The organism is Nesterenkonia sp. AN1 (assembly GCF_000582475.1).
Taxonomy (GTDB): domain Bacteria; phylum Actinomycetota; class Actinomycetes; order Actinomycetales; family Micrococcaceae; genus Nesterenkonia; species Nesterenkonia aurantiaca.
Map to the genome: position 1 here is coordinate 13,070 of NZ_JEMO01000019.1, position 26,767 is coordinate 39,836.

The 26,767-nt window shown below is 68.2% G+C and carries 23 protein-coding genes and 2 pseudogenes; 6 read left to right on the top strand and 19 right to left on the bottom strand.

Annotation, left to right across the window (positions count from 1 at the left end):
- Positions 1-118: 118 nt before the first annotated feature.
- Positions 119-460: a BlaI/MecI/CopY family transcriptional regulator gene (locus tag BG28_RS09850; RefSeq protein ID WP_036476298.1), complete on the top strand. Its 342-nt coding sequence runs from the start codon at positions 119-121 to the stop codon at positions 458-460.
- Positions 461-539: 79 nt separating this feature from the next.
- Complete coding sequence (locus tag BG28_RS09855; RefSeq protein WP_036476299.1) at positions 540-1,565, top strand: M56 family metallopeptidase; 1,026 nt, start codon at positions 540-542, stop codon at positions 1,563-1,565.
- 36 nt (positions 1,566-1,601) lie between these two features.
- On the opposite strand, the gene BG28_RS09860 is transcribed toward BG28_RS09855, so the two are convergent.
- The gene (locus BG28_RS09860; protein ID WP_036476300.1) at positions 1,602-2,363 is read right to left on the bottom strand and encodes an SDR family oxidoreductase; all 762 of its coding nucleotides are present in this window, start codon (positions 2,361-2,363) and stop codon (positions 1,602-1,604) included.
- Between the two features lie 75 nt (positions 2,364-2,438).
- Complete coding sequence (locus tag BG28_RS09865; protein WP_036476302.1) at positions 2,439-3,146, bottom strand: beta-ketoacyl-ACP reductase; 708 nt, start codon at positions 3,144-3,146, stop codon at positions 2,439-2,441.
- 157 nt (positions 3,147-3,303) lie between these two features.
- Between BG28_RS09865 and BG28_RS14470 the strand changes: the two genes are divergently transcribed.
- From BG28_RS14470 to BG28_RS09880, 3 genes are read left to right on the top strand one after another with little or no spacing between them, the layout of a single operon-like run.
- Complete coding sequence (locus tag BG28_RS14470) at positions 3,304-3,813, top strand: DUF3099 domain-containing protein (RefSeq protein ID WP_084479634.1); 510 nt, start codon at positions 3,304-3,306, stop codon at positions 3,811-3,813.
- Positions 3,813-4,100: a hypothetical protein gene (locus BG28_RS09875; protein ID WP_036476303.1), complete on the top strand. Its 288-nt coding sequence runs from the start codon at positions 3,813-3,815 to the stop codon at positions 4,098-4,100. Before BG28_RS14470 ends, BG28_RS09875 begins: the two co-directional genes overlap by 1 nt.
- Entirely contained in the window at positions 4,097-5,029 is a 933-nt protein-coding gene (locus BG28_RS09880) for an SURF1 family protein (RefSeq protein ID WP_036476305.1), read from the top strand. Before BG28_RS09875 ends, BG28_RS09880 begins: the two co-directional genes overlap by 4 nt.
- Positions 5,030-5,386: 357 nt before the next feature.
- Here BG28_RS09880 and BG28_RS09885 read toward each other — a convergent pair.
- Positions 5,387-6,984, bottom strand: a pseudogene (locus BG28_RS09885) (ABC-F family ATP-binding cassette domain-containing protein).
- A gap of 65 nt (positions 6,985-7,049) precedes the next feature.
- On the opposite strand from BG28_RS09885, the gene BG28_RS09890 reads away from it, so the two are divergent.
- Positions 7,050-7,739 carry an energy-coupling factor ABC transporter ATP-binding protein gene (locus BG28_RS09890; RefSeq protein ID WP_036476522.1) on the top strand — a complete coding sequence of 230 codons (690 nt, stop codon included), beginning with the start codon at positions 7,050-7,052 and terminating at the stop codon, positions 7,737-7,739.
- 79 nt (positions 7,740-7,818) lie between these two features.
- On the opposite strand, the gene BG28_RS09895 is transcribed toward BG28_RS09890, so the two are convergent.
- From BG28_RS09895 to BG28_RS09970, 16 genes and pseudogenes are all read right to left on the bottom strand, one after another.
- A complete protein-coding gene (locus tag BG28_RS09895) occupies positions 7,819-9,279 on the bottom strand; it encodes a sugar transferase (protein WP_036476307.1) in 1,461 nt (486 codons plus the stop codon).
- Positions 9,276-10,100, bottom strand: coding sequence for an ATP-grasp fold amidoligase family protein (locus BG28_RS09900; RefSeq protein ID WP_051501294.1), 825 nt, complete (start codon positions 10,098-10,100; stop codon positions 9,276-9,278). Before BG28_RS09900 ends, BG28_RS09895 begins: the two co-directional genes overlap by 4 nt.
- Positions 10,101-10,388: 288 nt before the next feature.
- A complete protein-coding gene (locus tag BG28_RS09905) occupies positions 10,389-11,324 on the bottom strand; it encodes an ATP-grasp fold amidoligase family protein (RefSeq protein WP_051501295.1) in 936 nt (311 codons plus the stop codon).
- Between the two features lie 5 nt (positions 11,325-11,329).
- Positions 11,330-12,823, bottom strand: coding sequence for a hypothetical protein (locus BG28_RS09910; protein ID WP_036476308.1), 1,494 nt, complete (start codon positions 12,821-12,823; stop codon positions 11,330-11,332).
- 69 nt (positions 12,824-12,892) lie between these two features.
- Positions 12,893-13,849, bottom strand: coding sequence for a glycosyltransferase (locus BG28_RS09915; protein WP_152539270.1), 957 nt, complete (start codon positions 13,847-13,849; stop codon positions 12,893-12,895).
- Positions 13,849-14,592 (bottom strand): WecB/TagA/CpsF family glycosyltransferase, encoded by a 744-nt coding sequence (locus BG28_RS09920; protein WP_036476310.1) that lies wholly within the window; start codon positions 14,590-14,592, stop codon positions 13,849-13,851. Before BG28_RS09920 ends, BG28_RS09915 begins: the two co-directional genes overlap by 1 nt.
- Positions 14,593-14,740: 148 nt before the next feature.
- A complete protein-coding gene (locus tag BG28_RS09925; RefSeq protein WP_036476311.1) occupies positions 14,741-15,088 on the bottom strand; it encodes a hypothetical protein in 348 nt (115 codons plus the stop codon).
- Positions 15,085-16,314 (bottom strand): polysaccharide biosynthesis tyrosine autokinase, encoded by a 1,230-nt coding sequence (locus BG28_RS09930; protein ID WP_036476312.1) that lies wholly within the window; start codon positions 16,312-16,314, stop codon positions 15,085-15,087. Before BG28_RS09930 ends, BG28_RS09925 begins: the two co-directional genes overlap by 4 nt.
- A gap of 302 nt (positions 16,315-16,616) precedes the next feature.
- Positions 16,617-19,559 (bottom strand): LuxR family transcriptional regulator, encoded by a 2,943-nt coding sequence (locus BG28_RS09935; RefSeq protein WP_084479635.1) that lies wholly within the window; start codon positions 19,557-19,559, stop codon positions 16,617-16,619.
- A gap of 127 nt (positions 19,560-19,686) precedes the next feature.
- Positions 19,687-20,019: a metal-sulfur cluster assembly factor gene (locus BG28_RS09940; protein WP_036476317.1), complete on the bottom strand. Its 333-nt coding sequence runs from the start codon at positions 20,017-20,019 to the stop codon at positions 19,687-19,689.
- Between the two features lie 88 nt (positions 20,020-20,107).
- Positions 20,108-20,566, bottom strand: a complete 459-nt coding sequence (sufU, locus tag BG28_RS09945; protein ID WP_036476318.1) for a Fe-S cluster assembly sulfur transfer protein SufU — start codon at positions 20,564-20,566, stop codon at positions 20,108-20,110.
- A complete protein-coding gene (locus BG28_RS09950; RefSeq protein WP_036476319.1) occupies positions 20,566-21,882 on the bottom strand; it encodes a cysteine desulfurase in 1,317 nt (438 codons plus the stop codon). The genes sufU and BG28_RS09950 overlap by 1 nt, the downstream gene beginning before the upstream one ends.
- Before the next feature lie 7 nt (positions 21,883-21,889).
- Positions 21,890-22,651 carry a Fe-S cluster assembly ATPase SufC gene (sufC, locus tag BG28_RS09955; RefSeq protein ID WP_036476321.1) on the bottom strand — a complete coding sequence of 254 codons (762 nt, stop codon included), beginning with the start codon at positions 22,649-22,651 and terminating at the stop codon, positions 21,890-21,892.
- Between the two features lie 108 nt (positions 22,652-22,759).
- Positions 22,760-23,967: pseudogene (gene sufD / locus BG28_RS09960) on the bottom strand (Fe-S cluster assembly protein SufD).
- 235 nt (positions 23,968-24,202) lie between these two features.
- Positions 24,203-25,660, bottom strand: a complete 1,458-nt coding sequence (sufB, locus tag BG28_RS09965) for a Fe-S cluster assembly protein SufB (RefSeq protein ID WP_036476322.1) — start codon at positions 25,658-25,660, stop codon at positions 24,203-24,205.
- On the bottom strand, positions 25,657-26,634 hold the full coding sequence (locus BG28_RS09970; protein ID WP_152539272.1) for a metalloregulator ArsR/SmtB family transcription factor: 978 nt from the start codon (positions 26,632-26,634) through the stop codon (positions 25,657-25,659). The genes sufB and BG28_RS09970 overlap by 4 nt, the downstream gene beginning before the upstream one ends.
- Between the last annotated feature and the right edge of the window lie 133 nt (positions 26,635-26,767).

Genomic DNA, 26,767 nt, shown 5'->3' on the forward strand with positions numbered 1-26,767 from the left:
GTGTAGAAATCGACGGTCCGCAGGAGTATCCTGTTGACATCACCTGACTGAGAAGACGCTTTGGTTCCCGCTCTCACCAGGATTGTCGACGTGTCACCGCGATAAGGAGCACCTGCAGATGGCCACTCTCGGAGGACTCGAGCGCTCAGTCATGAGCCTGCTCTGGGACGGCGGCGAGTCGCTCAGCGCCAATGATGTGCGCGACCGGCTCGGCGAGGACCTGGCCGTGACCACGGTGCTGACCGTGCTCTCCCGCCTGGAGCGCAAGGACATGGTCCGGCGTGAACGCTCCACCCGCCCGCACCGCTACACGGCCGTGGCCTCCCGTGAGGAGCACACCGTGGAGATGCTCAACGAGGTGCTGGGCACTGCGGGAGACCGCGAGGCAGTGCTCGCCCGGTTCATCGGGGGCATCCCCGACTCCGAGGCCGCGGCGCTGCGCCGGCTGCTGCAGAAATAGCCGCGACGGCGGAGGATCCCCGCGCCCGATGCGCATGCACCGTCCGAAGGCCCGACGCCTCGCAGACTAAACTGAGCCGGTGACCTTTCTCGCCGTCTGCCTCGCCGCGCTGGCCCTCGCCCTGGCGGTCCCGGTGCCCCGGGTGCTCAGCCAGGCGAAGTTCCGCGCCCGCTCCCCCTGGGCGGCGATGCTGCTGTGGCAGGCCATCGCCCTGGCCGGCGGGCTCTCCATGGTGGGCGCCCCGATCGTCTACGGCCTGGGCCCCTTCGGAGAGTCGGTGCCGGGCGCGGCCTTGCACGTGCTGCGCCTCTCGGCCGCGGCCGACTTCGCCGCGCTGACCGAGCTCGACGTGCACGCCGGTCATATCTTCGCGCTGTGCCTGGGAGTGCTGCTGGGATGCCACCTGCTGGCCACGCTGCTGCTGACCTACGTGCGGGTCCTGGGCCAGCGCCGGCGGCACCGCGATGTGGTCCGGCTGCTCTCGACTCCGGTCCAGGGCGACCAGGCGGCCACCCTGGGACGGCACCTGAACCTCTCTCCGGAGCTGCTCCACGCCCACGTCCTGGAACATGACGCGCCGCTGGCCTACTGCCTGCCCGGCCGGACCAACTCCGGCTCGGTCACGGTGCTCTCCCGGGGCCTGCTGGATCAGCTCTCCGAGGGCGAGCTCGCCGCCGTCGTCGCGCACGAGCAGACGCATCTGCAGCAGCGACATCACTTCCTGACCATGGCGTTCGAGGCCTGGTACCGCGCGCTGCCCTGGCTGCCGACCACTCGGCACGGGCGTGCCGCGGTCACCGAGCTCACCGAGATGCTGGCCGACGACGGCGCCCTGCGCGCCCATCGACGTGAGGACCTGGTGCGCGCCCTGGCCCTGAGCTCCTCCGGACTGGAACACCGCGACGTGCGCCGCGAGGCGACGGTCGATGAGACGTTCACCGGGGATCCCGCCGTGCAGGAACAGTCCGAGCTGATCACCACGGCGCGGCTGCGCAGGCTGCTGGTCCCGCCCGAGCCGCTGGGCCGGGCCGCGCTGGGCGGCATCGTGGGAATCGTGGCGGCACTGATCCTGGTGCCCACCGCCGCGCTGCTGCTGGGGCCGTGACCGCTCGTCGCCCGGGCCGTTCAGCCCGCGCAGTGTTCAGCCGTTGGCCGCCAGGAAGTCCTCCGCACCGCCGACCAGTTCGGTGTGCCCCTGCGCGAGGTCCTTGCGCCCGATGAGCGCCGCGATCTCCACCGCGAACTCCTCCACGCTGTAGAGCCGTCCGGCGGCCTCGCGGCGGGTTTCCAGGGCGCCGGGCTCGGCACGCTCGAGCAGGGTCGCGGTGATGGTGCCCTCGATCATGTCTCCGGAGACGATGCTCAGCGTGATGTCCTTGGCGTCGAGCTCAGGGATCAGCTCCAGCAGCGCGTCCTCTCCCGCCCGCTTGGAACGCGCCACCGGCTCATAGGCGTCCATCGTGGCGGTCTGCTTGATGAAATGCGCCTGGTGGCTGGTCACGAAGACGATCTGGGAGCCTGCCGGCATCACCTCGATCGCGGTGCGCACCATCTGCACCTGAGCGTCGCGGTTGAGCTTCAGCGCGTAGTCCTCACCTCGGCCGGATTCCATGCCGCCGGAGGCGTTGAGCACCAGCAGGTTCAGTGCACCGAAGTTCTCCACCGCCGCGTCCACCAGCGCCTGGGCCCCGGCGGCCTCGGTAAGGTCGGCGCCCACGGCCACCGCGCGTCCACCGGATTCCTCGATCCCCGCGACGACCTTCTTGGCGCGGGGGGCCTTCTGCCGGTAGTTGACCACGACGCCGGCGCCGCGAGCCCCGACCAGGGCCGCGGTGGCGGCACCGATGCCGCGCGATGAACCGGTGATGATGGCGCCGATGCCGGCGAGATCCTGCTCTGTCATGACTGTGTCCTCGGTTCTGCTGGTACGTGATGTTTGCTGGGGTGCGCGCCGCGACGGCCCGCGCGATGGTCGGGCTCAGTGGCCCATGCCCAGGCCGCCGTCGACCGGGATGACGGCGCCGGAGATGTAGCCGGCCTCTGCGGAGGCGAGCCAGCGCACCACCGAGGCCACCTCGGTGGGCTCTGCGAAGCGTCCTGCGGGGATGTTCTGCAGGTATTTGGCCTGGGTGGCGTCATCCAGCTCGTCGGTCATATCGGAGCGTACGAACCCCGGGGCGACGACATTGGCGGTGATCCCGCGGCTGCCGAGCTCTCGGGTCAGTGAGCGGGCCATGCCGATCAGACCAGACTTCGAGGAGGCATAGTTGATCTGTCCCGGAGAGCCGTAGAGCCCGACCACCGAGGAGATCAGCACGACCCGGCCCTTCTTCATCCGGATCATGCCCTTGGAGGCGCGCTTGAGCACCCGGAAGGCTCCGGTGAGGTTGGTGTCGAGCACATCGGTGAAGTCCTCCTCGCTCATCCGCATCAGCAGGGTGTCGCGGGTGATCCCGGCGTTGGCGACCAGGATCTCCACCGGCCCGTGGGCCTGCTCGACCTCGGTGAAGGCGGCGTCCACCGAGGCCGCGTCGGTGACGTCGGCGGCGACGCCGAGCGCACCTTCAGGGGCGTCTCCGTTGCGCGTGGTGACGGCGACCTTGTCCCCGTTGGCGATGAACGCCTCGGCGATGGCGCGGCCGATGCCGCGATTTCCACCGGTGATCAGTACGCTGCGTGCGGTCATGAGTCTCCTTGTTACGTCTCTGCGGCCGATCCGGCGCACCCTCGTGAGGTCCCGCCCACGGCCCGGTAGGGCTTCTCGGCCCAGCCTATGCCAGCGGCTATGTGACCGTCGCGTCACATCGCCGTCGGGCACCAGGTTGGCACCCTAGAATGGACCGGTGAGCGACCAGGTCCACTCGATCACTGATGCTCCTCAGAAGCACAGTGACGAGCAGCACTCAAGGATGGTGCGCTATGCGGTGTCTATGGGCATCCGTATGGTGTGTTTCATCCTTGCGGTGATCCTGCAGAACTGGATGACCTGGGTGCTGCTGGCCGCCGCGGTGATCCTGCCCTATGTCGCAGTCACCACCGCCAATGTCGGTGCCGACCGCTACATGGGGCGTCGGGAGTCCGAGGACCTGGACACCCCCGCGATGCTGGCCACCGCCCATGAACAGGGCGAGCCAGACGCTGACCAGCAGTGGTGGGAGGAGGAAGAGGAAGAATCTGACTCCGAGAATGGCTTCTCCAACGGGGTCTCCGAGTCCGAGGTGATCCCCGGCGAGCTGGTAGGTCCCGAGGACCCGACCGATGCGGATCCGGCGACCAGCGACGACGCCCAGCCGCAGCCGCAGCCGCAGGACGGATCGAACCAGCCCCTCGATGATCAGGACATGCACCGCTGATGGACCTCTTGAACACTCTGGGCGGCGCCGGCGCGCAGCCCGGACCGCAGACTCCACAGTGCTCGCGCAAGGACTGTCGGCTCGACGCGACCTGGCAGGTGCTGTGGAACAACCCGAAGGTCCATACGCCCGAACGGCGCAAGATCTGGCTGGCCTGCGAGGAGCACCGGCCCTGGCTGGAGAACTACCTGACTCAGCGGCTGTTCTGGCGCAGCACCGAACCGCTCGACGCCGGCCCTTCCGGCCCCGGCGGCACCTCCGATGAGCCGCAGCAGGCGGACCCGTGAGGCGCTACCGGTTCCTGCTGACCCCCACCTGGCTGGGCTGGCTGGGCATCTGCGTGCTCTTCGCGGTGGCCTGCGTGTTCCTGGGTCAGTGGCAGATCGACCGCCGCGAGGTCGCGCTGGAGGAGATCAACCGGATCGTGGAGAACTACGACCAGGACCCGATCCCCTACGCCGAGGCCCGGGAGCTCTTCGAGGCCGCCGATGAGCAGGATGAGTGGACCGTCGTGGAGCTCAGCGGCGAGTACCTGACCCAGGATTCCCGGCTGGTCCGCAACCGTGGACACAGCGGCTCGGTGGGCTACGAGTCGGTGGTCCCCTTCGCGGTGACAGGCACCGAGGACGTGGTGGTCATCGACCGCGGCTGGCTTCCCACCGACAGCACCGACGGATCCCAGCCCGCGCTGAACCCGGCTCCGCCCGAGGGCGAGGTGGACCTGGTGGCCCGGATCCGGCCCGCCGAGCCGGAGATCAACCGCGGCGCACCCGAGGGTCAGCTGGCCTCGATCGACCTCATCGAGTACCAGGACCAGCTCGGCTACGACCTGCTGACCGGTGGCTATGGGCTCATGGCCGAGGAATCTCCGGCGCCGGAGATCGCGCCCCGGCAGCTCATCCGGCCCTCCCAGGATGAGGGCCCACACCTGTCGTACTCGATGCAGTGGATCACCTTCGGGCTGCTCGGCTTCATCGGCTGGGGCTACGCGGCCCGGATCCATGCCCGCAACCGGGACTACGAGCAGGCCGAGGCGCTGATCTCGGGAGAGCCACACCATGCCGCAGGCCAAGACGGGGCTCCGGTGCACGCGGCCTCCTCGGCCCCTGCCCAGGACAGGATCCGCGAGGCCAAGCGCCGAGCGCGGATCAAGACCGGCAAGCTCTCCGATGAGGACCTCGAAGACGCCTGGGTGGACCAGCGGCTGCACCGCTGAGCATCACCCTGCGGGTGGGCACTCGTCCTGGGCACAGGACTCAACCTGCCGCCAGAGGCCGTCCCCGGCCCCGCCCCGAGGACTTCCAGCGCGCACATGAGCCAGCTACGGTGCTCTCCGCCCGGTTCGAGTCTCCCCGCTGCCTGATGAACCACCGCGGAGAGGCGTAAGCTCCCCGATTCGAGACTCCACTCCGAGGCCAGCGTGGACTCCAGCAGCAGACGACGACCGCGCGGGCCGCCCAGCAGCGAGTCAGGTGTCAGGGCGATCCGGCGAGCCTCGCCTCAGCACCGGCCCGCCCTGCACGAGTCCCGGTCGGTCCTGAGAGGCTCCTGTTCACACCGTGGAAGCCGCAGCTCAGGCGAGCGTGATCAGGTCCTCGTAGTCCTTGGTGTAGAGGTCTTCCTCGCCGTCGGGCAGCAGCAGCACCCGGTCCGGGCTCAGCGCCTCGACCGCGCCCGGGTCGTGGCTGACCAGGACGACTGCACCCTCGTAGGTGCGCAGCGCGGCGAGGATCTCCTCGCGGCTGGCCGGGTCCAGGTTGTTCGTGGGCTCATCGAGCAGCAGCACGTTCGCGCTGGAGGCCACCAACGAGGCGAGCGCCAGCCGAGTCTTCTCACCGCCGGAGAGCACCGAGGCAGGTTTGCTGACATCGTCGCCGGAGAACAGGAAGGAGCCCAGGATCTTGCGCTGATCGGTGTCGTTGAGGAACGGCGCGGCGGTCTTCATGTTCTCCAGCACCGAGCTCTCGGTGTCCAGGGTGTCGTGCTCCTGCGCGAAGTAGCCGAGTTTGAGTCCGTGGCCGCTGATGACCCGGCCCGCGTCCGCCTCGGCGGCACCGGCGAGCAGGCGCAGCAACGTGGTCTTGCCCGCGCCGTTATAGCCCAGGATCACCACGCGAGAGCCGCGATCGATCGCCAGGTCGAGTCCGTTGAAGATCTCCAGCGAGCCGTAGGACTTCGACAGTCCCTCCGCCATGAGCGGGGTCTTGCCGCAGGAGGCCGGGGCGGGGAACCGGATGTTCGCCACACGCTCGGCGGCGCGTTCACCCTCGAGTCCGGCCATCATCCGGTCGGCGCGCTTGAGCATGGACTGCGCGGCCACGGCCTTGGTGGCCTTGGCCCGCATCTTCTCGGCCTGGAAGCGCAGCGTGCTGGCCTTCTTCTCCGCGTTGGCGTACTCACGCTTGCGGCGCGCGGCGTCCTGATCACGCTGGACCAGGTACTTCTTCCAGCCCATGTTGTAGACGTCGAGGGTGGTGCGGTTGCCGTCGAGGTAGAACACCTTGTTCACGGTGGACTCGATGAGCTCCACGTCGTGGGAGATCATCAGGACTCCCCCGGCGTAGCTCTGCAGGTGATCGCGCAGCCACACGATGGAGTCGGCGTCGAGGTGGTTGGTGGGCTCGTCGAGCAGCAGCGAATCGGCGTCGGAGAACAGGATCCGGGCCAGCTCCACGCGGCGGCGCTGTCCACCGGAGAGGGTCTTCAGCGGCTGGGTGAGGATCCGTTCCGGCAGGTCCAGGTTGTTGCAGATCATCGCGGCCTCGGCCTCTGCGGAGTAGCCTCCGGCGGCGTCGAACCGGGTCTGGACCTTCCCGTACTGGGCCATGGCCTGGTCCCGGACGGCGTCGTCGGTGCTCATCATGTCCTGCTCGGCCTGGCGCAGCTTCGCGGTGATCACGTCGAGCTCACGGGCGGAGAGAATCCGGTCGCGGGAAAGCTGCTCCATATCGTCGATCTTGGGGTCCTGCGGCAGATAGCCGATGCTGCCGCGGCGCTCCACATGACCGGCGGCAGGCTGGGTCAGCCCGGCCAGCACCTTGGTCATCGTCGTCTTGCCCGCACCGTTGCGACCGACGAGCCCGACCTTGTCGCCGGAGTCGATCCGGAAGTTGACCTCGTCCATCAGCAGGCGCGCGCGGCGCGGAGTTCAAGATTGGATACGCTGATCAACGGTGCAGCTTCCCTTCGGGCCGAACACGGTTCGCCGGCCTGACAATTTCAGATGGGTGGGTTTGGTGGACAACCTCTCTAGTGTAACGACGACGCTCGATGCCGTCGCATTCGACGTCGACACCGCTCAAGGCGGCAGGCGCCGAATCCTGCACCCGCTGACCCTGACCCTGGACCAGCACCGGATCGCGGTGATCGGCGCCAACGGCTCGGGAAAGTCCACGCTGCTGCGCCTGATCGCGGGCCTGGTGGCTCCCTCAGAGGGATCACTCCAGCTCAGTCCCGCGGGTGTGCGGCCCGGATTCATCTTCGCGAATCCACAGGCTCAGCTGATCATGCCGGTGGTCGGTGAGGACATCGCATTCTCGCTGCGTCGCAGCATCGGCTCGGCCGCCGGGCGGCGGGAGCGCAGTCGTGAGATCTTGGACACCATGGGTCTCGGGGACCGTGAGGACTCGAGCATCTACGAGCTGTCCTCCGGGGAGCGGCAGAAGGTCGCGCTCGCCGGGGTCCTGGCCGCGGAGCCGGGTCTGGTCCTGGCCGACGAGCCCACCACGCTGCTGGATCTGCGCAGCACCGTGGAGTTCACCGAGCTGCTGATGGGGCTTCAGGCCCCGATGATCGTGGCCACCCATGACCTTCAGCTCGCCGCGCGCGCCGAGCGGGTGCTGGTGTTCGAGCAGGGTCGGCTCATCGCCGACGACGCTCCGGGCCCGGCGATCGCCTGCTACCGCGAGATCGCCGGCGCAGCCTGACCGAGGTCCCGAGGCGACCGACAGCAGAGTCGGACCAGGTCAGGTCAGGTCAGGTCAGGTCAGGTCAGGTCAGGTCAGGTCAGTAGGCCCCGGCCCCGCCGAAGACCGCCCGCGCGGTGCGCAGCACGATCTGGATGTCGCCCAACAGCGTCCAGTTCTCCACGTAGTAGAGGTCCAGCCGGACGCTCTCCTCCCAGGAGAGGTCAGAACGCCCGGTCACCTGCCACAGCCCGGTGATCCCGGGCTTCACGAGCAGCCGCCGATGAGCGTGCTCGTCATAGGTCTCCACTTCCACGGGCAGCGGCGGACGCGGCCCCACCACGGACATCTCGCCGCGCAGCACGTTGTAGAACTGCGGGAGCTCATCCAGGCTCAGCCGGCGCAGCACCGCCCCGATCCGGGTCACCCGCGGGTCCTGGTGCATCTTGAACAACACGCCGTTGCCCTCGGACCGGGCTTGGAGCAGCGAGAGATACTCCTCCGCGTTGACCACCATGGACCGAAACTTCAGCATCGAGAAGCGCGAGTGATGAATCCCCACGCGCTCTTGGCGAAACAGCACCGGCCCGGGGCTGTCCAGACGCACCCAGAGGGCGATGCTGATCAGCAGCGGCCCCAGCATCAGCAGCGCCAGGGCGGAGAAGACGAGGTCGAAGGTGCGCTTGGTCAGCCGGGCGATCCCGGTGAGCCGGGGGTAGGCCACGTGCAGCAGCGGCACTCCGGCGATCATATGCGAGCTGATCCGCGACCCGGAGGTCTCGGTGAGCGAGGGCACCACCACCAGGTTCACATCCAGCGCATCCAGCGCCCAGCCCAGCTCCCGCACTCCCTGCGCCGAGAGTGAATCCGTCTCGGTGAGCAGCACCAGGTCAGCCGCGCTGCGCGTGACGACGTCCAGGATCTGGACGACCGCGCGCTCGCGGGTCTCTGCGTCGTCGCCGGTGCGCTCGCCTGCCACCAGGTGGGTGGCGGTCACGATCGTGCCGGTCACGGTCTTGGATCCCTGCACCGCGGAGACCACGTGACGCACCTTCCCCGGGTGCCCCACCACCACGGCGCGGTGGGTCCAGAGGCCCCGACGCCACTGGGCATGCAGTCGGCGGCGCCAGAGGAGTCGACCCAGCATCAGCCCTAGGGCCCCGACCGGCAGTGACCAGATCAGGTGCTCTCGCGCAATGGCGATCTCCAGGGCCACCAGCACCGCGAAGAACAGTCCGAAGCTCGCAGCGGTGGCGACCAGCACCCTTCGGTACTCGGTGACCCCGGCACCGATGTGCCGCCAATCCCGAGACCTGGTCACCCCCAGCGTCGTGATCCACAGCGCAGCCAACAGCCCGGTGCTCACCGCGTCCATTCCTGGCAGGCCCAGCTGATGACCCAAGGCCAGCGAGCCGACGATGACGGCGAGGTCCGTGACGACCAGCCGCCTGGCATAGCCGGTCTGCCAGCGTCGGGCCGAGGCCGGGCCCGCCGGGGTGCTCATCCAGTCGAGCTGCCGCTGGGCACTGGTGACGCCCACCGGGCTGGCTTGGGTGCTCATGGCAGAGCCCGTTCGCGCTGGGTGCGGACCGGACTGCGATCCTGATCCGCGGCGGATTCGGCATCGAGGGACTGCTCAGCTGAGATCACCCGGGGCAGTCCGACCGGGTAGTCCTTCACGGTGTCGAACCCCGCCCACCAGGCCCCCAGCTGGAGGTCCACCGCATCGGGGGTGAAGGGCTCCATCCCGCCGGAGGGATAGGGGGTCAGCTCGCCGAACCACAGCTCACCGTGGAGGTTGTACAGATCCACCCGCATGAAGTCATAGCCGGCTCCCAGCGTCTCCGCGGCGCGGACCATATCCTGGAAGTTCTCCGGTCGCGGAGCGGCAACCCCTTGGGGCACCTCATTCGTGATGTTCAGCGGCTCCCAGTCACGGTCGTAGAACACCTCCTGGAAGTCGTCGGTGAAGCGACCGAGGTCGGTGTGCAGGATATGGGCCCGGCCGTGGAAGACGAAGATCTTGAAGTCGGTCAACGGGACCCCGGAGCCGATCCGGGCCTCGATGATGAGCTCGCGCCGGGCCTGCGTGTAGGCCCACTCCCCCACGGCGATCCGGTCATAGGGACGAAGCCAGCCCTTGGTCACGCTGCGCAGCTCGTCCAAGGTCGTGCCGCGGTCCCCGAAGTGGACCGCTTTGCTGCGGTGGTTCGGCTTGATGATCCAGTGGTCCGGCAGGCTTGCAAGGTCCAGCTGGTCCAGATCGGTGCCGTGCCACAGCGTCTCCGGCACCTGGATCCATGGTGCGTGCTCCGCGGCGTAGTCCTTCATCGCCCGCTTGTCACAGGTCCAGGCGATTTCCGGGCTGCGGTCCTGCAGCATCCTTTGGGTCAGGAACTCGGTGAAGCGGGCCGCTTCCTGAAGTCGCCCCAGCGTCCGAAACGACGCCGATACATGACATGGCGCAGCAGCGGATCGGGTATCGGAGTCAGCAGTCGACGGAATGACGGGTGCATGGTGGTCACCTTTCAAGGGGAACGGCCTGTGGAGCAGGCGTCGGTGCGGGTGCAAGATCTGAGGGGTCAACGTCAGAGCAAGAAGTCGGCACCTCCGGCGAGTCCGGGGTCGAGCCAGGAGCCGCCTCAGACGCGGCTGCTGCGATCGGGGCGGTCACTTCTGTGACCCTTCGTGGCCGAGGACGGGCCGTCGATCCGACTCCTCGGGGTCTGCGAGGAGCAGTCGCGGAAGACCCTCCGGGAGTTCCTCGATGGCCCCGACCCCGGCCCACCAGGCGCCCAACTGGTGGTCCACCGACTCAGGCGTGAACGGGTCCAGTCCGCCGCCGTGATAAGGGGTCAGTTCACTGAACCAGAGGTCGCCGTCGAGGTTATAGAAGTCGACTCGCATGGAGGCATAGCCCGCCCCGAGCGTCTCAGCCGCGCGGACCATCTCCTCGAAGTTCTGGGGTCTCGGCGAGACCGTCCCCCGGGGCGCCCCATTCCTGATATCGAGCGGCTCCCACTCCCGGTTGTAGAAGACCGCGCGGAGACCATCGGTGAATCGCCCCTGATAGGTGAGCACGAGCTTCAGCTCTCCATGGAAGACAAACATCTTGAAGTCAGCCAGCGGCCGCCCGGAACCGATACGAGGTTCTACGATCAGTTCTCGTCTGGCGGCGGTGTAGGCCCACTCCCCTACGGCTATCCGGTCGAACGGACGCAGCCACCCTCGCGTGACCTCTCGCAGCTCCCCCAAGGTGGTGCTGGGGTCGCCGAAGTGCACGGCATTGCTGCCGTGATTCGGCTTGATGACCCAACTCTCCGGCAGGCTCGAGAGGTCGAGCTGGCTCAGGTCAGTGCCCCGCCAGAGGGTCTCCGGTACCTTGATCCAGGGGGTGTGCGCAGCGGCGTATTCCTTCATGGCGCGCTTGTCGCAGGTCCACGCGATCTCTGGACTGCGGTCTTGGAGCATCCGCTGGGTCAGGAATTCGCTGAACCGGGTGGGGTCCTTGAAGTCACCCCGGCGCCGGTAGCACCGCAGGTACATGATCTGCCGCAGGAAGGTGTCCGGCAGGGGGATCAGCAGGCGGCGAAGTGATGGGCGCATCGTGATTACCTTTCAAGGGTGACAGGCTGCTGAGCACCTGCAGGTGCTGAGATGAGGTCGAAGGAGTCGGAATCAGGTCCGGAGGCGGCTGCGCCGTGTCCGGAGGGGGCTGCGCCGTGTCCGGAGGGGGGCGGCGAGCTCGATGGGGTGCCGGGCTCGCGGAGGATGCGGGAGGCCATGACCAGGCCGGGAATCACCTGGGCGATCACCACGCCCACGGCCATCGAGAGGCCCGGGGCGGCTGCTCCGAGTCCCAGCCGGATGCCCAGCAGGGTTCCTGGCACCACGAACGCGAGCAGGCACAGCGACATCGCGGCCTGCCGCCAGAATCCGCTGCGGTCGGTGAACAGATTCACCTGGGTCAGGTGTGCGGCCTGTGCCGCCAGCGCTGCTCCGAGTCCGAGCACCACGCCCCAGGAGGGCACCAGACTGCCGCCGGTCACGAGACCTGCCACGGGGCGGGCGAAGACGATGTAGCCCACGGCTGCCCCCACGCCCAGCCCGGTGAGCATCAGGTTGGCTCGGAGCCACAGCTCCGGTCCGGGATCGACCGCGAACCGTGGCCACAGCACCGTGGCGGCCATATAGAAGACCGAGTAGATCGGCATGTACAGCTGCAGAGCGATGGCATACTGACTCAGCTCCAGCGGGGACCCGGCGGCGGCGAGGACGAGTCGGCCGTGCTGCTCGGAGAGCACCATGCCGGCCGTGGCCAGCAGCACCGGGAGCCCGCCGAAGAGGATGAGTCTGATGGAGGTGCTCTCGGTGAGCTCTCTGCGGCGCCGACGAGACTCCTCCGGCTCGGAGCGCTCATGGAGCTCGGAGGGTGTGGGGTTCTCCGGCTGGTGGGCGGGGGCAGGGATCCCGCGGATCCCGATGCGAGGGTGCAGGAAGGCCAGATAGCCGCAGAGACCGAGGAAGCTCAGCGTGCTCAGCGGCAGACCAAGCGCCAGCCAGGCCACGGGCACCCCCAGCTGGCCGAGCGTGAAGACCGCCAACAGGTTTCCCACCGAGGGCAGCAGGCCCAGCAGCACGAGCACATCCGAGCGGTCCCGGCCCACCAGCACCCGCTCGGCGAGGCCCAGCGGGAGGCTCAGGAAGAACACGCCGAGCACCAGGCTCATGACCAGATCCACGTCGGGGGCCAGCGCCTCGGGGACGTCGAAGACTCTGGACCAGAACCCATAGATCCCACTCAGCGCCGCGACCGTGGCACCGAGGAGTCCCACTGCGAGCAGCACCAGGGCGGTGCGCCGAATCAGGGCTCGAAGTCCCTGCAGCGCCCGGGTCGAACCATCGGCCCGGGCCGCCGCGCGGGCGACGGCCGCGCCCATGCCGAGGTCTGCGAACGGGAGCGCGAGCTGGAGCTGCGCGACCAGGGTGATGAACCCGAAGGCGAGCACCCCCGCATAGTGCACGGTGAGACCCGCCGTGGTCAGGGCGCAGAGTGCGCTGATCGGCAGCACCGCGACGCGCAGACCGGCGGTGCGCACGAACATCGCGGTCCAGCTCCGCTGCGGCCCCGGGTGCGGCACCGCTGAACCCCGGGATGCTCGGGCAGCCCTGTCTCAGCCATGTCCGCGGACCTGCAGCATCCCGGACATGGCGACCACGACGGCGGCCGCGTGTGGGCGAGCGCGCAGGCATTTCACCAGCTGACGCACTCCTTGGTTCCAGGCCCCGGAGGCGAACGCGTCCCGCGCGACCACCGAGGCTCGGAAGTCCGCACCGGAGCGTTCGGAGACGGTGGTGCCGATCGAGTCGATCCAGCGCGAGCTGGCCTTCCAGTCGGCGCTGCGCGAGATCGAGCCCACGCTGCCCTGATGCACCCGGACCAGGACTTCGGGCAGCATCGTCAGGGACTTGCCGGCTGCGTCCAGCCGAGCCAGCCAGTCCCAGTCCTGGTGCCTGCTCAGCTCCTCGTCCCAGGGGATCTGCAGTGCGGTCGCCCGGCTGCACAGCAGCGAGGAGGTCTGCATGAAGGTGCGGCGGAGTCGCAGCGTGGAGCGGTCGAGGATGTAGTCCACCACTGCCTCCGCGTCCTGTCCCTGGCCCTGATAGAGCCGCTCCGGGACCACCCGGCTCGAGGTCCCGACGAGCAGCGCACGGGAGGTGACCACGGTGTTCTCGTCGACCATCGCCATCTGCAGGGCTGCCTTCTCGGAGACCCACTCATCGTCGTCGTCGAGGAAGGCCACATGCGTGGTGCCGGCGCTGCGCACCCCGAGGTTGCGCGCACCGGCGGCCCCGAGCCCTCCTGGGGTGGGGACCAGGATGTGCGGCAGGCCCTTGAGCAGCGTCTCGACGCACCCGGCGTCCTCGGGCCGGTCCAGGACCACCAGAGCCGTGGTGTCGAAGGACTGACGCAGCACCGAGGCGACGGCGCGCTTGAGGGAACGTCGTCCCACGGTGGGAATGACGGCGGTCAGGGACGGGGCGTGCGCAGGGGCCGGGCCTGCTGCCAGCTCGGCGTCGAAGCTCGCGACCTTCCCGGCCTGAACCCTGGAGGGGGTGTCGATGCTCATCAGGCCCTCCACATCAGCAGCGCGGCGAGCTTCATGGGCTCCAACAGATAGCGTCCGGCGAGCCTCCGCGGGTCTGTGGCCAGGCGCCACGCCCACTCCAGCCCCATCGCGCCGAGCCGGCGAGGGGCGAGGGACTGCGTGCCGCCCAGCTGGTCCAGCGCGCCGCCCACCGTGGCGATCACCGGGACGTCCACGCGTGAGGCGAGCTCGTCGGCGATCCGCTCCTGCAACGGCATGCCCATGCCGATCAGCAGCACCTGCGGGTCGTGCTCCCGGATGCTGGCCGCGACCTCTTCGAGGTTCTCCGCGCGCCAGGGGTCACCGGGGATGGCCTGCCAGTCGACCGCGCCGTCCAGGGAGCGCAGATGCTTGCGCACCGCTGCGCTCGCGGCCGGCGTTCCCCCGAGCAGAGAGACGCGTTGGATCCCCTCAAGCTCCGCCAGGCCCTCCACCCAGTCGGTGGAGCCGATCCGGTGCTCGGTGCGCAGCGGCACCCGGAGCCCGATCCGCATCAGGGCCAGCAGCGGCATGCCGTCGACGACGACGGCGCCGGCCCGGTCGTAGAAGTCGCGGAACTCCGGCAGGTTGTGCCAGAGGTAGACGGAGTGCAGGTTGTGCCCGGCGACGAGCATCCGACGGTGCTCGCGGGCGGCGTCGCGGATATGGGCCAGCAGCTCCTCCCTGCGCAACGGAGTGACGTCGACGTTGAGCAGCGGAACGTTCAAGGACGGGATGACAGTCATCTCAGGTCTCCTCAGGAATGGATCGATGGTGCAGGGGGCGAGGCCGGTGGAGCCGTGCTGGATCACCTGACCGGGGGTGCAGCAGTCGGGATCGGCCGCCTTCGAAGGCAGCGGCGGGGCCCGGAGTCGGAGCAGCCATGAAGACAGATCACGTCCTGTCCTGAGGCAGCGAGAAGATGTGCGCGCTGCGCGGGGCAGCCTCGGAGAGCGCCAGGGTGCCGTCAGGGAGCCGACGTCGTCGCGCCCAGGAGAGTCCGGAGGCGCGGGCGCTCAAGTTCCGCCCGGGCTCGTGGGGACCTGCATCGGGTCCGGGTCCGGCATCACGACGTCGCCGGCGTGAGCGCGAAGACCGAGGGTCTCTCAGGCTGTCAGGTCCGCGCAGCGGAACCCCGGTGAAGACCACCCCGACGAGTCGAGCGCGGGCGCGGGTCAGCAGCTCAAGTCCGGTGCCCAACTGTGCCCGCGTGACCTCGCCGTAGCGCGCCACCAAGATCACACCGGTCTGATCTGAGCCAGCAGCGCCGCATCGGATTCGTTCAGCAGCGCTGGCGTGTCGATCACGGTGACGTCGTAGGTCTCGGCGCAGCCCTCGAGCAGTGCCGCCATGGCGTCGAGGTTGGCGGGTTCCAGGCCCTGGACCGTCCCCCGTCCACCCGGGAGGATGTCGAGACCCGGTTCGGCCTCGGTGATGACCACATCTTCGAGGTACGCCCGTCCAGCAAGTACTTCGCTCAACCCTGCCGGGGTCAGATCGGTCAGCTGGCCTGCCCCCGGGGTCGTGGCCCGAAACCAGGACACCAGGTCCGGGTTCGTGAAGTCCGCCCCGATCAGCAGGGTGCGGCGATCCGCGTCCACCAGGGCTCGAGCCAGATTCACGGCCACGCTGGTGCGACCCTCCTGCTCCACGGCGCTGGTGATCACATAGGAGCTCGGGGTGCCTGGTGGCTTGCCGAACATCAGGCGTCGGCGCATCTCCCGGAAGGGTCCCGTGGCGTCAACGGACCTGGGATCCCGGCGCCGCTTCTCCCAGCGCCCCGCAGGTGCGCGCCGGATGACACCGATCAGCGGCGCTGCGGTGAGGTCCTTGAGATCCTGCGGAGTCCTGACGGAGGTGTCGCGGGCTTCCCGCAGGAATGCCAGGGCAAGGCCCAGGAGAAGACCGAGTGCCAGGCCCGTGCCCAGCGTGATCTCCGGCCGCGGGCTCTGCGGACGCACCGGTGCTTCGGCTTCCTGAACCACTGCCAGTTCGACGCGGGCCTCGCCCTCGGAGGCTGGGCCATCGCCTGGACTCTCGATCTCGGTGACCAGGGCTCGAAGACTGGTGACCGTCGCGCCGGCGAGGTCCGCGGCCGCCTGGGCCTCCCCGGCAGATGCGGTGATCCTCACCAGCGAGGTGCCGCTGGGAACCGTGGCCTCGATGTCCTCGGCGAGCTCGGCACTGGAGGTTGGCAGCCGCAGTGCCTCGATGACAGGGCCCAGCACGGCCGGTGTTGTGACCAGGTCCGCATAGGTCTGGGTCCGCTGTGCAGCAAGGGCGCTGCCCTGGGGAAGCTCCTGCGAATTCTCCCCCGTGGCGGCCGAGACATAGATCGTGGTGGTGGCCTCGTAGACGGTCGGCTGCCAGGCGTAGACGCCGACCGCCACGGCGGCGGCGAGGAGCAGCGTGAGCAGGATGGAAGCCCATCGACGGCGGGCGATCCGCACAGAGTCATGCATGGTCATGAGGGACAACTTCCCGGTGCAAGGTCAGTGGTCACCGGGCAGACGCCCCTGGAACGGAGGGGCGCCTGTCACGGTGCACTGCTCACGCTAGGCCGGGAGGTGGGTCCCGCATCACAGTGGTGGGCGAACCCCCGCAGGGACTACGTGGGAACCCCCGTGATTCCCCGTGGTGGGATTCGCGTCCAGGTCAGCCAGGGCACGGCACAGCAATCCAGCGCTGCGGCGGAGCCAGCCCAGGCGCTGTCGCGGAGCCAGCCCGGCCGCTGCGGCGGAGCCAGCCCAGGCGCTGTCGCGGAGCCAGCTCAGGCGCTGCGCAGACCGTCCTCGGCCTCGTCCTGGAGCATCCGACGCAGCGCATGACGCGAGTCCAGCGCGAGCTTTCCCAGCGCGTTCGCCACGTGGTACTCCACGGTGCGCACCGAGAGGACGAGCTCCTCGGCCACGTCCTTATTGGACAGACCGTGCCCGACCATCAGCGCGATCTCCCGCTCGCGGGCGGTGAGCGCGGCCAGCGCGAAGCGCGCCTTGGAGCTGAGTCCTGCGGGCAGGTCGATCATCCTCACGCGTCCCACGGCACCTGGGAGTGCGCCCCCCTTGCGCAGCGTCCGGAAGACCTCATCGGCCTGATGGAAGAGCCCCTCCGCCCCGCACCCCTGGAACATGGACCCGGCCCAGAGCACCCATTCAGAGCTCTGCTCGACCTTCTCCTGCAGTGAGTCCATGCCGAGCACCACGCACTGCGCCAGGTCCAGTGCGAGGAGTCCGCGGTAGATGCTCAGCGCTCCGCCGTCACCGGAGACCTGGCTGGATTTCAGCGCCGGGATCCCGGAGACCGTGGTCATCGCCGCGCTGAGGTGTTCATAGGCTGTGACGTGTTTTCCGGCCCCCATGGCGGCCAGTCCGCGCAGGTGACGCAGCACGTAGTCGCGCTGTGCGGCGGAGGAGTGCTCATCAGCACGAACCTTGGTGATCAGTGCCGGCAGCGCCTGGGCCCGGCCGCTGTGGAACAGCGAGCGGCCGAGCAGCACTGCAGGGGTGATCGCGCGGGACCAGATGTTGAGCTCGGCCTGCAGCCCGAGGACGCTGCTGATCACGCGCTCATGGTCCTGGGCGCACGTGGCCCCCCAGGCCTCGACGAATCCTCGGCCCGCGCGCCCGAGACTGGTGTCGGTCATGCGATGGATGTGTGCGCGCAGGTCGAAGGGCCAGTTCTGCCCCTCCCGCTCCCCGCGCGCCGCGGGCACCAGGTGGGCAGCGTTGAACGCCACCGGTGCCAGGTTGTCTTCGCTGATGTCCAGCACCTCCGCGGCGGCCGACTCGGCGAACCCCTGGGCCTCGCTCCACATCCCGGCCTCGAAGAGCAGGTAGGTGAGATGGATCTCGGCGTGCGCCAGTGCGCGACGATTTCGTCCGGGCCAGTTCTCGACGGCGGAGATCAGGTCCGAGTAGGCCTCGGAGAGGTGACCGGTGGTACGCAGCAGTGCGCCGCGCGCAACCAGCAGCACCAGCTGCGCAGACTCCGTGCCGGGAATCTGGCGAACCTCGTCGAGGAGCACCTCGACCTCCTGGGAGAACAGCTCGGGCTCAGCGGCATCCATGCCCTCCAGCAGTCGCCAGAGCTGCAGGCTGACCCGCAGTCCACGTGTCTCCGCCAGCAGCTGCTCGGGCGTAGCCATCCGGATGCGCAGGGTCGGATCCCCGGCTTGGAGGCGTTCTTCGAGCAGCTGCAGCACCTCGACGGTTCGTTCAGCGATCTTGAAGAGCTGCCAGTAGGATCCGCGGAGACCTGTGGTGCGCGAAGCGCTCAAGACCGTGTCGGCATAGCACAACAGTGCCTTCGGCGAGGCCTCCTCCAGACCGGCGCCGCCGGCCAGAAAGCCCAGTGTGCTCTGCAGATCTCCGCGCATCAGACTCTCGCGGGCCAGGATTCCGCGGCGCAGCACCGGATGCACGTTCTCGTGGCTCTGCGCCCAGCTGGTCGTCGAGTCGATGGCGAACCGGGTGCCGGCGCGCATCGCGGCAAAGGTCAGGGCCTCCAGGGTGTCCCCTGATCGGTCCACCTCGAAGGCGAGCCGGCTCAGCTCGAGGGTCTCGGCATGATCGCTGGTCCGGCTCGCGGTGCGCGCTGCGTCCGTGAGCGCTGCAACGATCGCCGGGCGGTCTCCCACCGAGGGGTCCAGCAGCGCCGCTTCCGCACGGTGACGCGCCGAGGAGGGACCCGCATCCAGGCGTGCCAGGCGCAGGTGCAGATCCGCCCGCTGCTCGCGCGGGAGATCGGCCACGAGGCCCTGCCGAAAGATGTGGTGGGTCAGGAAGAACCGGCCGGATTTGACCGATTCCTGGACCAGGCCGGAGTCTCGCAGCGCCGCGGCGTCCACGGCCTCGACGCCGAGCAGGTCACGGATCTCGTGGATCGCCAGCGGGTAGCTGGAGAGGGCGAGCAGCGCAAGGACCTCCTGCAGCTGCACAGGAGTCTCCTCGAAGACCTCCCGGATGCGCTGCCGCTGAGACTCGGCCGGACCTTCGCCCCGGTCCAGCTGCTCCAGCGCGTCGTCCAGCGCCGCGGCGGTGATCGCCTCGTCGCGTGCGGTGAGCTTCTCGATGACGTGGTCCAGGAAAGCCGGGAACCCGCCGGTGGCGTCGTGGATCCGCGCCGCCACATTGCTGCTGATCGGCAGCCCGGTCTGCTCCTGGAGCAGCGCGCGGACCTCGGCTCGGCTGAACGGCTCCAACACGATGCGCAGCGCCTCGCCGGCGGTCGCTGTGTATCGCGCCAGGCGCTGCAGCTCCGGTCGCGTGGTGGGGCGGCTTGTCACCAGCGAGAGCAGCGGGACGTCCTCGACCTCGCGGATGGTCTGATAGACCACGGCGGCCGAGAGCGGATCCATCCACTGCAGGTCCTCGATGACCAGCACCACGGGTTCCGTGATGCCGTCGACCTGCTCCTGGACCAGCGCGGCAAGCTCCTGCGGATCTGTGGGCGCGTGGTAGCGCTGCGGCTTGCGCAGCAGATGCGCGGCCGCGTAGCCCGGCGTCGCCCGGTCGGCGACATCGAGGTAGACATTTGCACGGGACCAGCCCGTCAGTCGGGCCACGGCCTCATTGAGCAGGGACGTCTTGCCTACGCCCGGAGGGCCGTCGATCAGGATGAACCTCGGGTCGGAGGAGGAGTGAACGGACTCCGCCGCCGCCGCAATGAGTTCCAGCTCTGATTCTCGGCCCAGAAACCTGTGCAATCGTGACATGTGAGCTCCCTGGCGCAGGCGGCATCCTGCCTGCTTCAGGGTACGGACATGGATGCCACCTGCTCCGAGACAGCCTATGCCAAGGTTCTTCCCAGCAATAGACCCGGCAGGTAATTGTTCAAATTTATTAGATGTTGAAGCCCAGGGCGCGCATCTGCTCGCGGCCGTCGTCGGTGATCTTCTCCGGGCCCCACGGCGGCATCCAGACCCAGTTCAGCCGCCACTCGTCGACCAGGCTGCCCACGTGCTGTCCGACCTGCTCTTCGAGCACATCGGTGAGCGGGCAGGCCGCGGTGGTCAGCGTCATGTCGATGAGCAGCGCGCCGTCCTCGGCGTAGTGCAGGCCGTAGAGCAGACCGAGGTCCACGATGTTGATCCCGAGTTCGGGGTCGATGACGTCCTTGAGTGCTTCCTCGACATCTTCAAGCGGCGTCTGAGCCGCGGTGACAGCGTCACTCATGGCGCTCTCCTCTCCTTCGACGTTCTGTATGTACGTGCTGTGGTCTGTATCTGATCATCTGCAGGGTCCAACGTTTCAAGTCAAGGGTCTATGCCCGGCCGCGCGCCTGGACCAGTGCGTCGCGCAGCGCCATCCAACCCAGCAGAGCACATTTGATCCGTGCGGGATAGCGTGCCACACCGGTGAAGGCCGAGGCGTCCTCGAGCGCCTCCAGGCGTGAGGAGTCCAGTTCCTTGCCTCGTGCCGCCATGAGCTCTCGGAAGTACGCCCCGAGCTCCTCGGCGCGGGCGACCGGCTGGTCGAGGACGAGCTCGTGCATGACCGAGAGCGAGGCCTGAGAGATCGAGCAGCCCTGGCCGGTCCAGCCGAGCGCCTGGATCCGCTCCCCCTCCGGGTCCAGCCGGACCCGGAGCGTGACCTGATCTCCGCAGGTGGGATTGATCTGGAAGGACTCTCCGCCGTATTCGGTGAGCTCGCCCTCGCCCTGCCGTACCCGGGCGTGATCAAGGATCACCTGCTGGTAGAGCTGTTCCATCGCATCGGCCATCAGTGGCCTCCTGTATCCGAGGGCGCCGCGAAGAACCGGCGCACCTCGTGGAGCCCGGCGATGAACGCATCGACGTCTGCGGCGGTGGTGTAGACCCCTGCCGAGGCGCGTGCCGAGGCATGGACACCGAGCCGCCGGTGGATCGGCTGGGCGCAGTGGTGGCCCACCCGCACGGCCACCCCTGCGTCGTCGAGCACCTGGCCGACGTCGTGCGGGTGCACCCCGTCCACCTCGAAGGCGACGACGGCGAGCCGATCGGTGGCGTCCTGGGGTCCCAGCACCCGGACTCCGGGCACCGAGGTGATGCCGTCGAGCAGCCGCTGGGTCAGCTGCGACTCGTGGGCGGCCACCTGGTCCATGCCCAGCTCGCTCAGGTACTTCACCGCGGCCGCGAAGCCGACGACCTGGGCGACCATCTGCGTGCCGGCCTCGAAGCGCTGCGGCGGCGGCATGAAGCTTGTGGCCTCCATCGTGACGACTTCGACCATGGAGCCCCCGGTGAGGAAGGGCGGCAGATCCTCGAGCAGCGCACGCTTGCCGTAGAGCGCGCCCACGCCCGTGGGTCCGACCATCTTGTGCGCGGAGAACGCGGCGAAGTCGACGTCGAGGGCGTGCAGGTCCACCGGCATGTGGGCCGCGGTCTGGCAGGCGTCGAGCACCACGTAGGCGCCCACCCTCCGGGCACGCGCCACCAGCGCCTCCACGTCGGTGATCGCACCGGAGACGTTGGAGGCGTGGGTGATGGCCAGAATCCTGGTCCGCTCCCCGATCACGGAGAAGGTCTCGGGATCCAGGCGGCCCTCCGCCGTGACCGAGATCCAGCGCAGGGTCGCGCCGGTCTTCTGCGCAAGCTGCTGCCAGGGCACCAGGTTTGCGTGGTGTTCGGCCTCGCTGACCACGATCTCGTCACCGGGGACCAGCGCATAGCGCTGGACGGCCTCGGGCGTCACCGCGGCTGCCGCGGCGCTGCCTGGGGCTGCCGCGGCGGCGAGGCTGGCGTTGAGGAACCCGTAGGCCACGAGGTTCAGCGCCTCGGTGGCGTTCTTGGTCCAGACGATCTCCTCGGAGTCGGCGCCGACGAACTCTGCGACGACATCGCGCGAGGTCTCGTAGGCCTCGGTGGCCTCCTCGGCGATCTGGTGGGCACCGCGGTGCACCGCCGCGTTGGTCTGGGCGTAGAACGTCAGCTCCGCGTCGATGACCTGCTGCGGCTTCTGCGCGGTGGCCCCGGAGTCCAGGTACACCAGCGGCTTCCCGCCGCGGACCGTGCGGCCCAGCAGCGGGAAGTCAGCCCTGACGGTGTCTGGATTCAGCATGGGGCGCTCAGGCCTGGGCGGGCGCGAGGAAGCGATCGTAGCCGTTGGCCTCGAGCTCGTCGGCCAGTTCTGGGCCACCCTGCTCGGCGACCCGGCCGTCGACGAACACGTGGACGAACTGCGGGGTGATGTAGTTCAGGATCCGCGTGTAGTGGGTGATCAGCAGGGTGCCCATGTCGTTCTCGGAGTGGGCACGGTTCACGCCGTCGGAGACCACGCGCAGCGCGTCGATGTCCAGGCCGGAGTCGGTCTCGTCGAGGACCGCGAACTTGGGCCTGAACAGCTCCATCTGCAGGATCTCTACGCGCTTCTTCTCACCACCGGAGAAGCCTTCGTTGACGTTGCGGTTGGCGAAGTCGGCATCGATCTTCAGCTTCTCCATGGCGCCGCGGACATCCTTGGCCCAGGTGCGCAGCTTCGGAGCTTCGCCGTCGATGGCGGTCTTGGCGGTGCGCAGGAAGTTCGTCATGGTGACGCCGGGAACCTCCACGGGGTACTGCATGGCCAGGAACAGGCCGGCGCGGGCCCGCTCATCCACGGACATCTCCAGCACGTCGAGGTCGTCGAGCGTGATGGTGCCCGAGGTGACCTTGTAACGGGGGTGCCCGGCGATGGTGGAGGCCAGTGTGGACTTGCCGGAGCCGTTGGGGCCCATGATGGCGTGGATCTCACCGGACTTGATGGTCAGGGTGACCCCTTTGAGGATCTCTTTGGAACCCTGCTCGGTCTCGATGGAGACGTGCAGGTCCTTGATCGCGAGAGTAGACATTCTTTGCGTGTCCTTTGCTTGATTCGTAGAAGTGCTGGTGATGGAGCGAACGAGCCGCGGCGCCCGGCAGGACTTCCTGCCGGCGGTGCTTCTGGAGGACCGGGGCCCCTAGAAGCCGGCGATCTTCAGTTCGTTCTCCAGGTCCTGCTGGACCGTGTCCTCGATCGACTCCACGCCGATGGCCTGGACGATCTCGTTGAGGAAGCCGCGGACCACGAGCTGGCGGGCCTCCTTCTCCGGGATGCCGCGCGCCATCAGGTAGAACAGGTGGTTCTCATCGAAGCGCCCGGTGGAGGAGGCGTGTCCGGCACCCTCGATCAGTCCGGTCTCGATCTCCAGGTTCGGGATCGAATCGGCGCGGGCGCCGTCGGTGAGGATCAGGTTCTGGTTCTTCTCATAGGAGTCGGTGCCTTCGGCCGCCTTGCGGATCAGCACGTCGCCGACCCAGACGGTACGAGCGTCCTGACCCTGCAGCGCCCCCTTGTAGAGCACGTTGGAGCTGTTCCGTGGGGAGTTGTGGTCCACGAAGCTGCGGTGCTCCAGGTGCTGGCCCGCGTCGGCGAAGTAGAGCCCGTACATCGAGGCCTCTCCGCCCTCGGCGGAGTAGCGGACGTTGGAGTTCAGCCGGACGACCTCGCCGCCCAGGGTGATCGAGACGTGCTTGTACTTCGCGTCGCGGCCGACCTCGGCGTCCTGCTGGCCCACGTGGACGGCGTCCTCGTCCCAGCGCTGCAGCGAGACCACGGTGACGTCGGCGCCGTCGCGCACGATGACCTCCACGTTGAGGTTGGCATCGGCGGAGCCCGGTGCTCCATGACGAAGACCGCCTTGGAGTGGTTTCCCGCCTCCAGCACGATGTGCCCGTTGGCGCGGTGCCCGGCGGCTTCACCGGTGATGTCGAGGAAGATCGGCTCGCTGAGCTCAGTGTTCGCCGCGACCTTGATGTGATCGGCCGTCTGGGTCTGGCTGTAGCCGACGACGGCGGCGCGGTCGGCGGCGAGGAAGACGGTGCCGCGCGGTGACTGGGCCAGCGCCAGCTCACCGTGGGTGACGCCGGTGGCGGTGTTGCGCACCTTCAGCGTGACCGGGGTCTGGGTGGCGGCGTCGGAGAGGACGCGGCCGAGCTTCTTCAGCGGCGAGAAGCGCCACTCTTCTTCGCGCCCGGTGGGTACGGCGAAGTCAGCCACGTTCAGGCTGGTGGTGCGGTCGGCTCGGGAGCCGCCGGACTTGGCCTTCACGGTGGACTCACCGAGACCGCCGTGGCTGTGTTCGGTCTCCTCATGCGCGGTGGCGAGGTTCTCGCCCTCTTCGCTCATGCCTGGAATCGTGATGCGGGCTTCGCCGACCTCGACTCCTGCGACCTGTTCCGCCTGATCGGCGGACGCGGAATTCGTCATGTGTTTCTCTTCCCTTGGTTCTGATGCGCGTATTTCTTCTGCGCACGGTGCTGATGCGCGGGGCAGCCGAGGCTGCGCGGTGGGCGGCAGGCCCCAGTCGCCCGGAGTGGTTGTGACCCCGGGCGACTGGGTGTCCTGCGACGATCAGGCTGGGTCAGCCGACCGAGCCTTCCATCTGCAGCTCGATCAGACGGTTGAGCTCCAGGGCGTATTCCATGGGCAGCTCGCGGGCGATCGGCTCGATGAAGCCGCGCACGATCATGGCCATGGCCTCGTCTTCGGCGAGTCCGCGGGCCATGAGGTAGAAGAGCTGATCCTCAGAGACCTTCGAGACCGTGGCCTCGTGGCCCAGCGTCACATCGTCCTCGCGGATGTCGATGTAGGGGTAGGTGTCCGAGCGGGAGATCGTGTCCACCAGCAGGGCATCACAGACCACCGAGTTCGCGGAGTTCTTCGCGCCCTCGTTGATCTGCACCAGGCCGCGATAGGCGGCACGGCCGCCGTTGCGGGCCACAGACTTCGACACGATGGTCGAGGAGGTGTTCGGCGCCATGTGGACCATCTTGGACCCGGTGTCCTGGTGCTGGCCCTCGCCGGCGAAGGCGACCGAGAGCGTCTCGCCCTTGGCGTGCTCACCGGTGAGGTAGACGGCCGGGTACTTCATGGTGACCTTGGAACCGATGTTGCCGTCGATCCACTCCATGGTGCCGCCGGCGTCGACCACGGCCCGCTTGGTGACCAGGTTGTAGACGTTGGTGGACCAGTTCTGGATGGTGGTGTACCGCACACGGGCGTTCTTCTTCACCACGATCTCCACCACGGCGGAGTGCAGCGAGTCGGAGTCATAGATCGGCGCGGTGCAGCCTTCGATGTAGTGGACGTAGGAGTCCTCGTCGGCGATGATCAGCGTGCGCTCGAACTGGCCCATGTTCTCGGTGTTGATCCGGAAGTAGGCCTGCAGCGGGATCTCCACGTGGACGCCCTTGGGGACGTAGACGAAGGAACCGCCGGACCAGACCGAGGTGTTCAGCGCCGCGAACTTGTTGTCGCCCACCGGGATGACCGAGCCGAAGTACTCCTCGAAGAACTCGGGGTGCTCCTTCAGCGCGGTGTCGGTGTCCATGAAGATGACACCCTGCTCCTCCAGGTCCTCGCGGATCTGGTGGTAGACCACCTCGGACTCGTACTGTGCGGCGACGCCGGAGACCAGGCGCTCGCGCTCGGCCTCGGGGATGCCGAGCCGCTCGTAGGTGTTGCGGATGTCCTCGGGGAGGTCTTCCCAGGTCTTCGCCTGCTTCTCGGTGGAGCGCACGAAGTACTTGATGTTGTCGAAGTGGATGCCGGAGAGGTCTGCTCCCCACATGGGCATGGGCTTGCGCTGGAAGTACTTCAGGCCCTTCTTGCGCAGCTTGAGCATCCACTCGGGTTCGCTCTTCTTCGAGGAGATGTCCTCCACGACCGCCTCATCGATGCCACGCTTGGCGTTGGCTCCGGCGGAGTCGGAATCCGACCAGCCGTATTCGTAGGAACCGATGCCGTGGAGCTCGGGGTTGCGCTCCAGAATATCGGAGGTGACCCCCTGGTCCTTTTCGCGCTGGATCTGCTCGGTCATGACAACCTCTCTTGTTGACGGGGGGAGATGACGATTCGTTTTCGTCCGCCACTGACCCTGCGCGACGAATGTGTCGCGCCGGCTGCGGCGCTGATCTGTAGTTCTGCCTCTGCGCTTGCTGCGGCGCGTTCCCGCTGCTCAGCGGCGAGCCTCTCGCGACCCACCGGCACGTGAGTGGTGCAGACATGGGCACCGGCCGCCTGGGTGGAGAGCCGCCTGACATCGACGTCGAGCAGGCGGGAGATCATATCGGTCTCCTCCTCACAGAACACCGGATGGGCCGCAGCTATTTCCCGGATCGGGCAGTGACCCTGGCACAGCTGGGTGGACTGCATGGCCAGAAGTGGGTTGTCCCGGCCCACCAGGCGGGTGAAGCCGGCGAATCCCTCCTCGTTGAAGAGCTGGGAGAGCCGGTCGGTGCGCGCATCGAGGTCCTCGATCCCGGAGAGCTCCGTCTCCCAGCGCTGCTCGAAGCCGGCGAAGTACCCGCGCGCCAGGGCGGCGGCGGCCACCTGGGTGGTCTCCGGCTGGCTGGAGTCCGGCTGGGCTGCGACGTCTGCCTCGAGGGATGAGTCGCGGTCGTCCTGGAGCAGCGAGAGGGCGGTCTTGACCAGGCCGAGGTAGTCATCGCCCATGGTGCGCTGCCCGCGCTGGGACACGACGTAGCGCCGGGAGGGCCGGCCTGCGCCGCGACGGCGCGTGGTGACGTTCTTGACCTCGAGGATGCCTTGTTCGGTCATCGCGTCGAGGTGGCGGCGCACGGCGGCGGCGGTCAGCTGCAGCTCGCTGCCCAGCGCGGCCGCGCTGATCGGGCCCTCTTCGACCACCAGCTGCAGGACCCGCTGACGGGTCGTGCTCTCTGCCTCGCGGATCGTCTCACCTGCAGCCGCGGAATCGACGACGTCGGCCGCCGGGGTGTCCACGTCGCGTGACTGCGCACCGGCGGCAGCAGACTCGGAAGCGGTGGAATACATGATCCTATTCTGACCTATTCAGAACAAACCCGCCAGCAAGGTGCACCTAAGTTCCCGGAGACCTGCCCCACGGCGCTGCGCCAACTGCCCGCTGCCTGAGCTCGAACTGCGCCTCCAGCTGACTTGGCGCTCT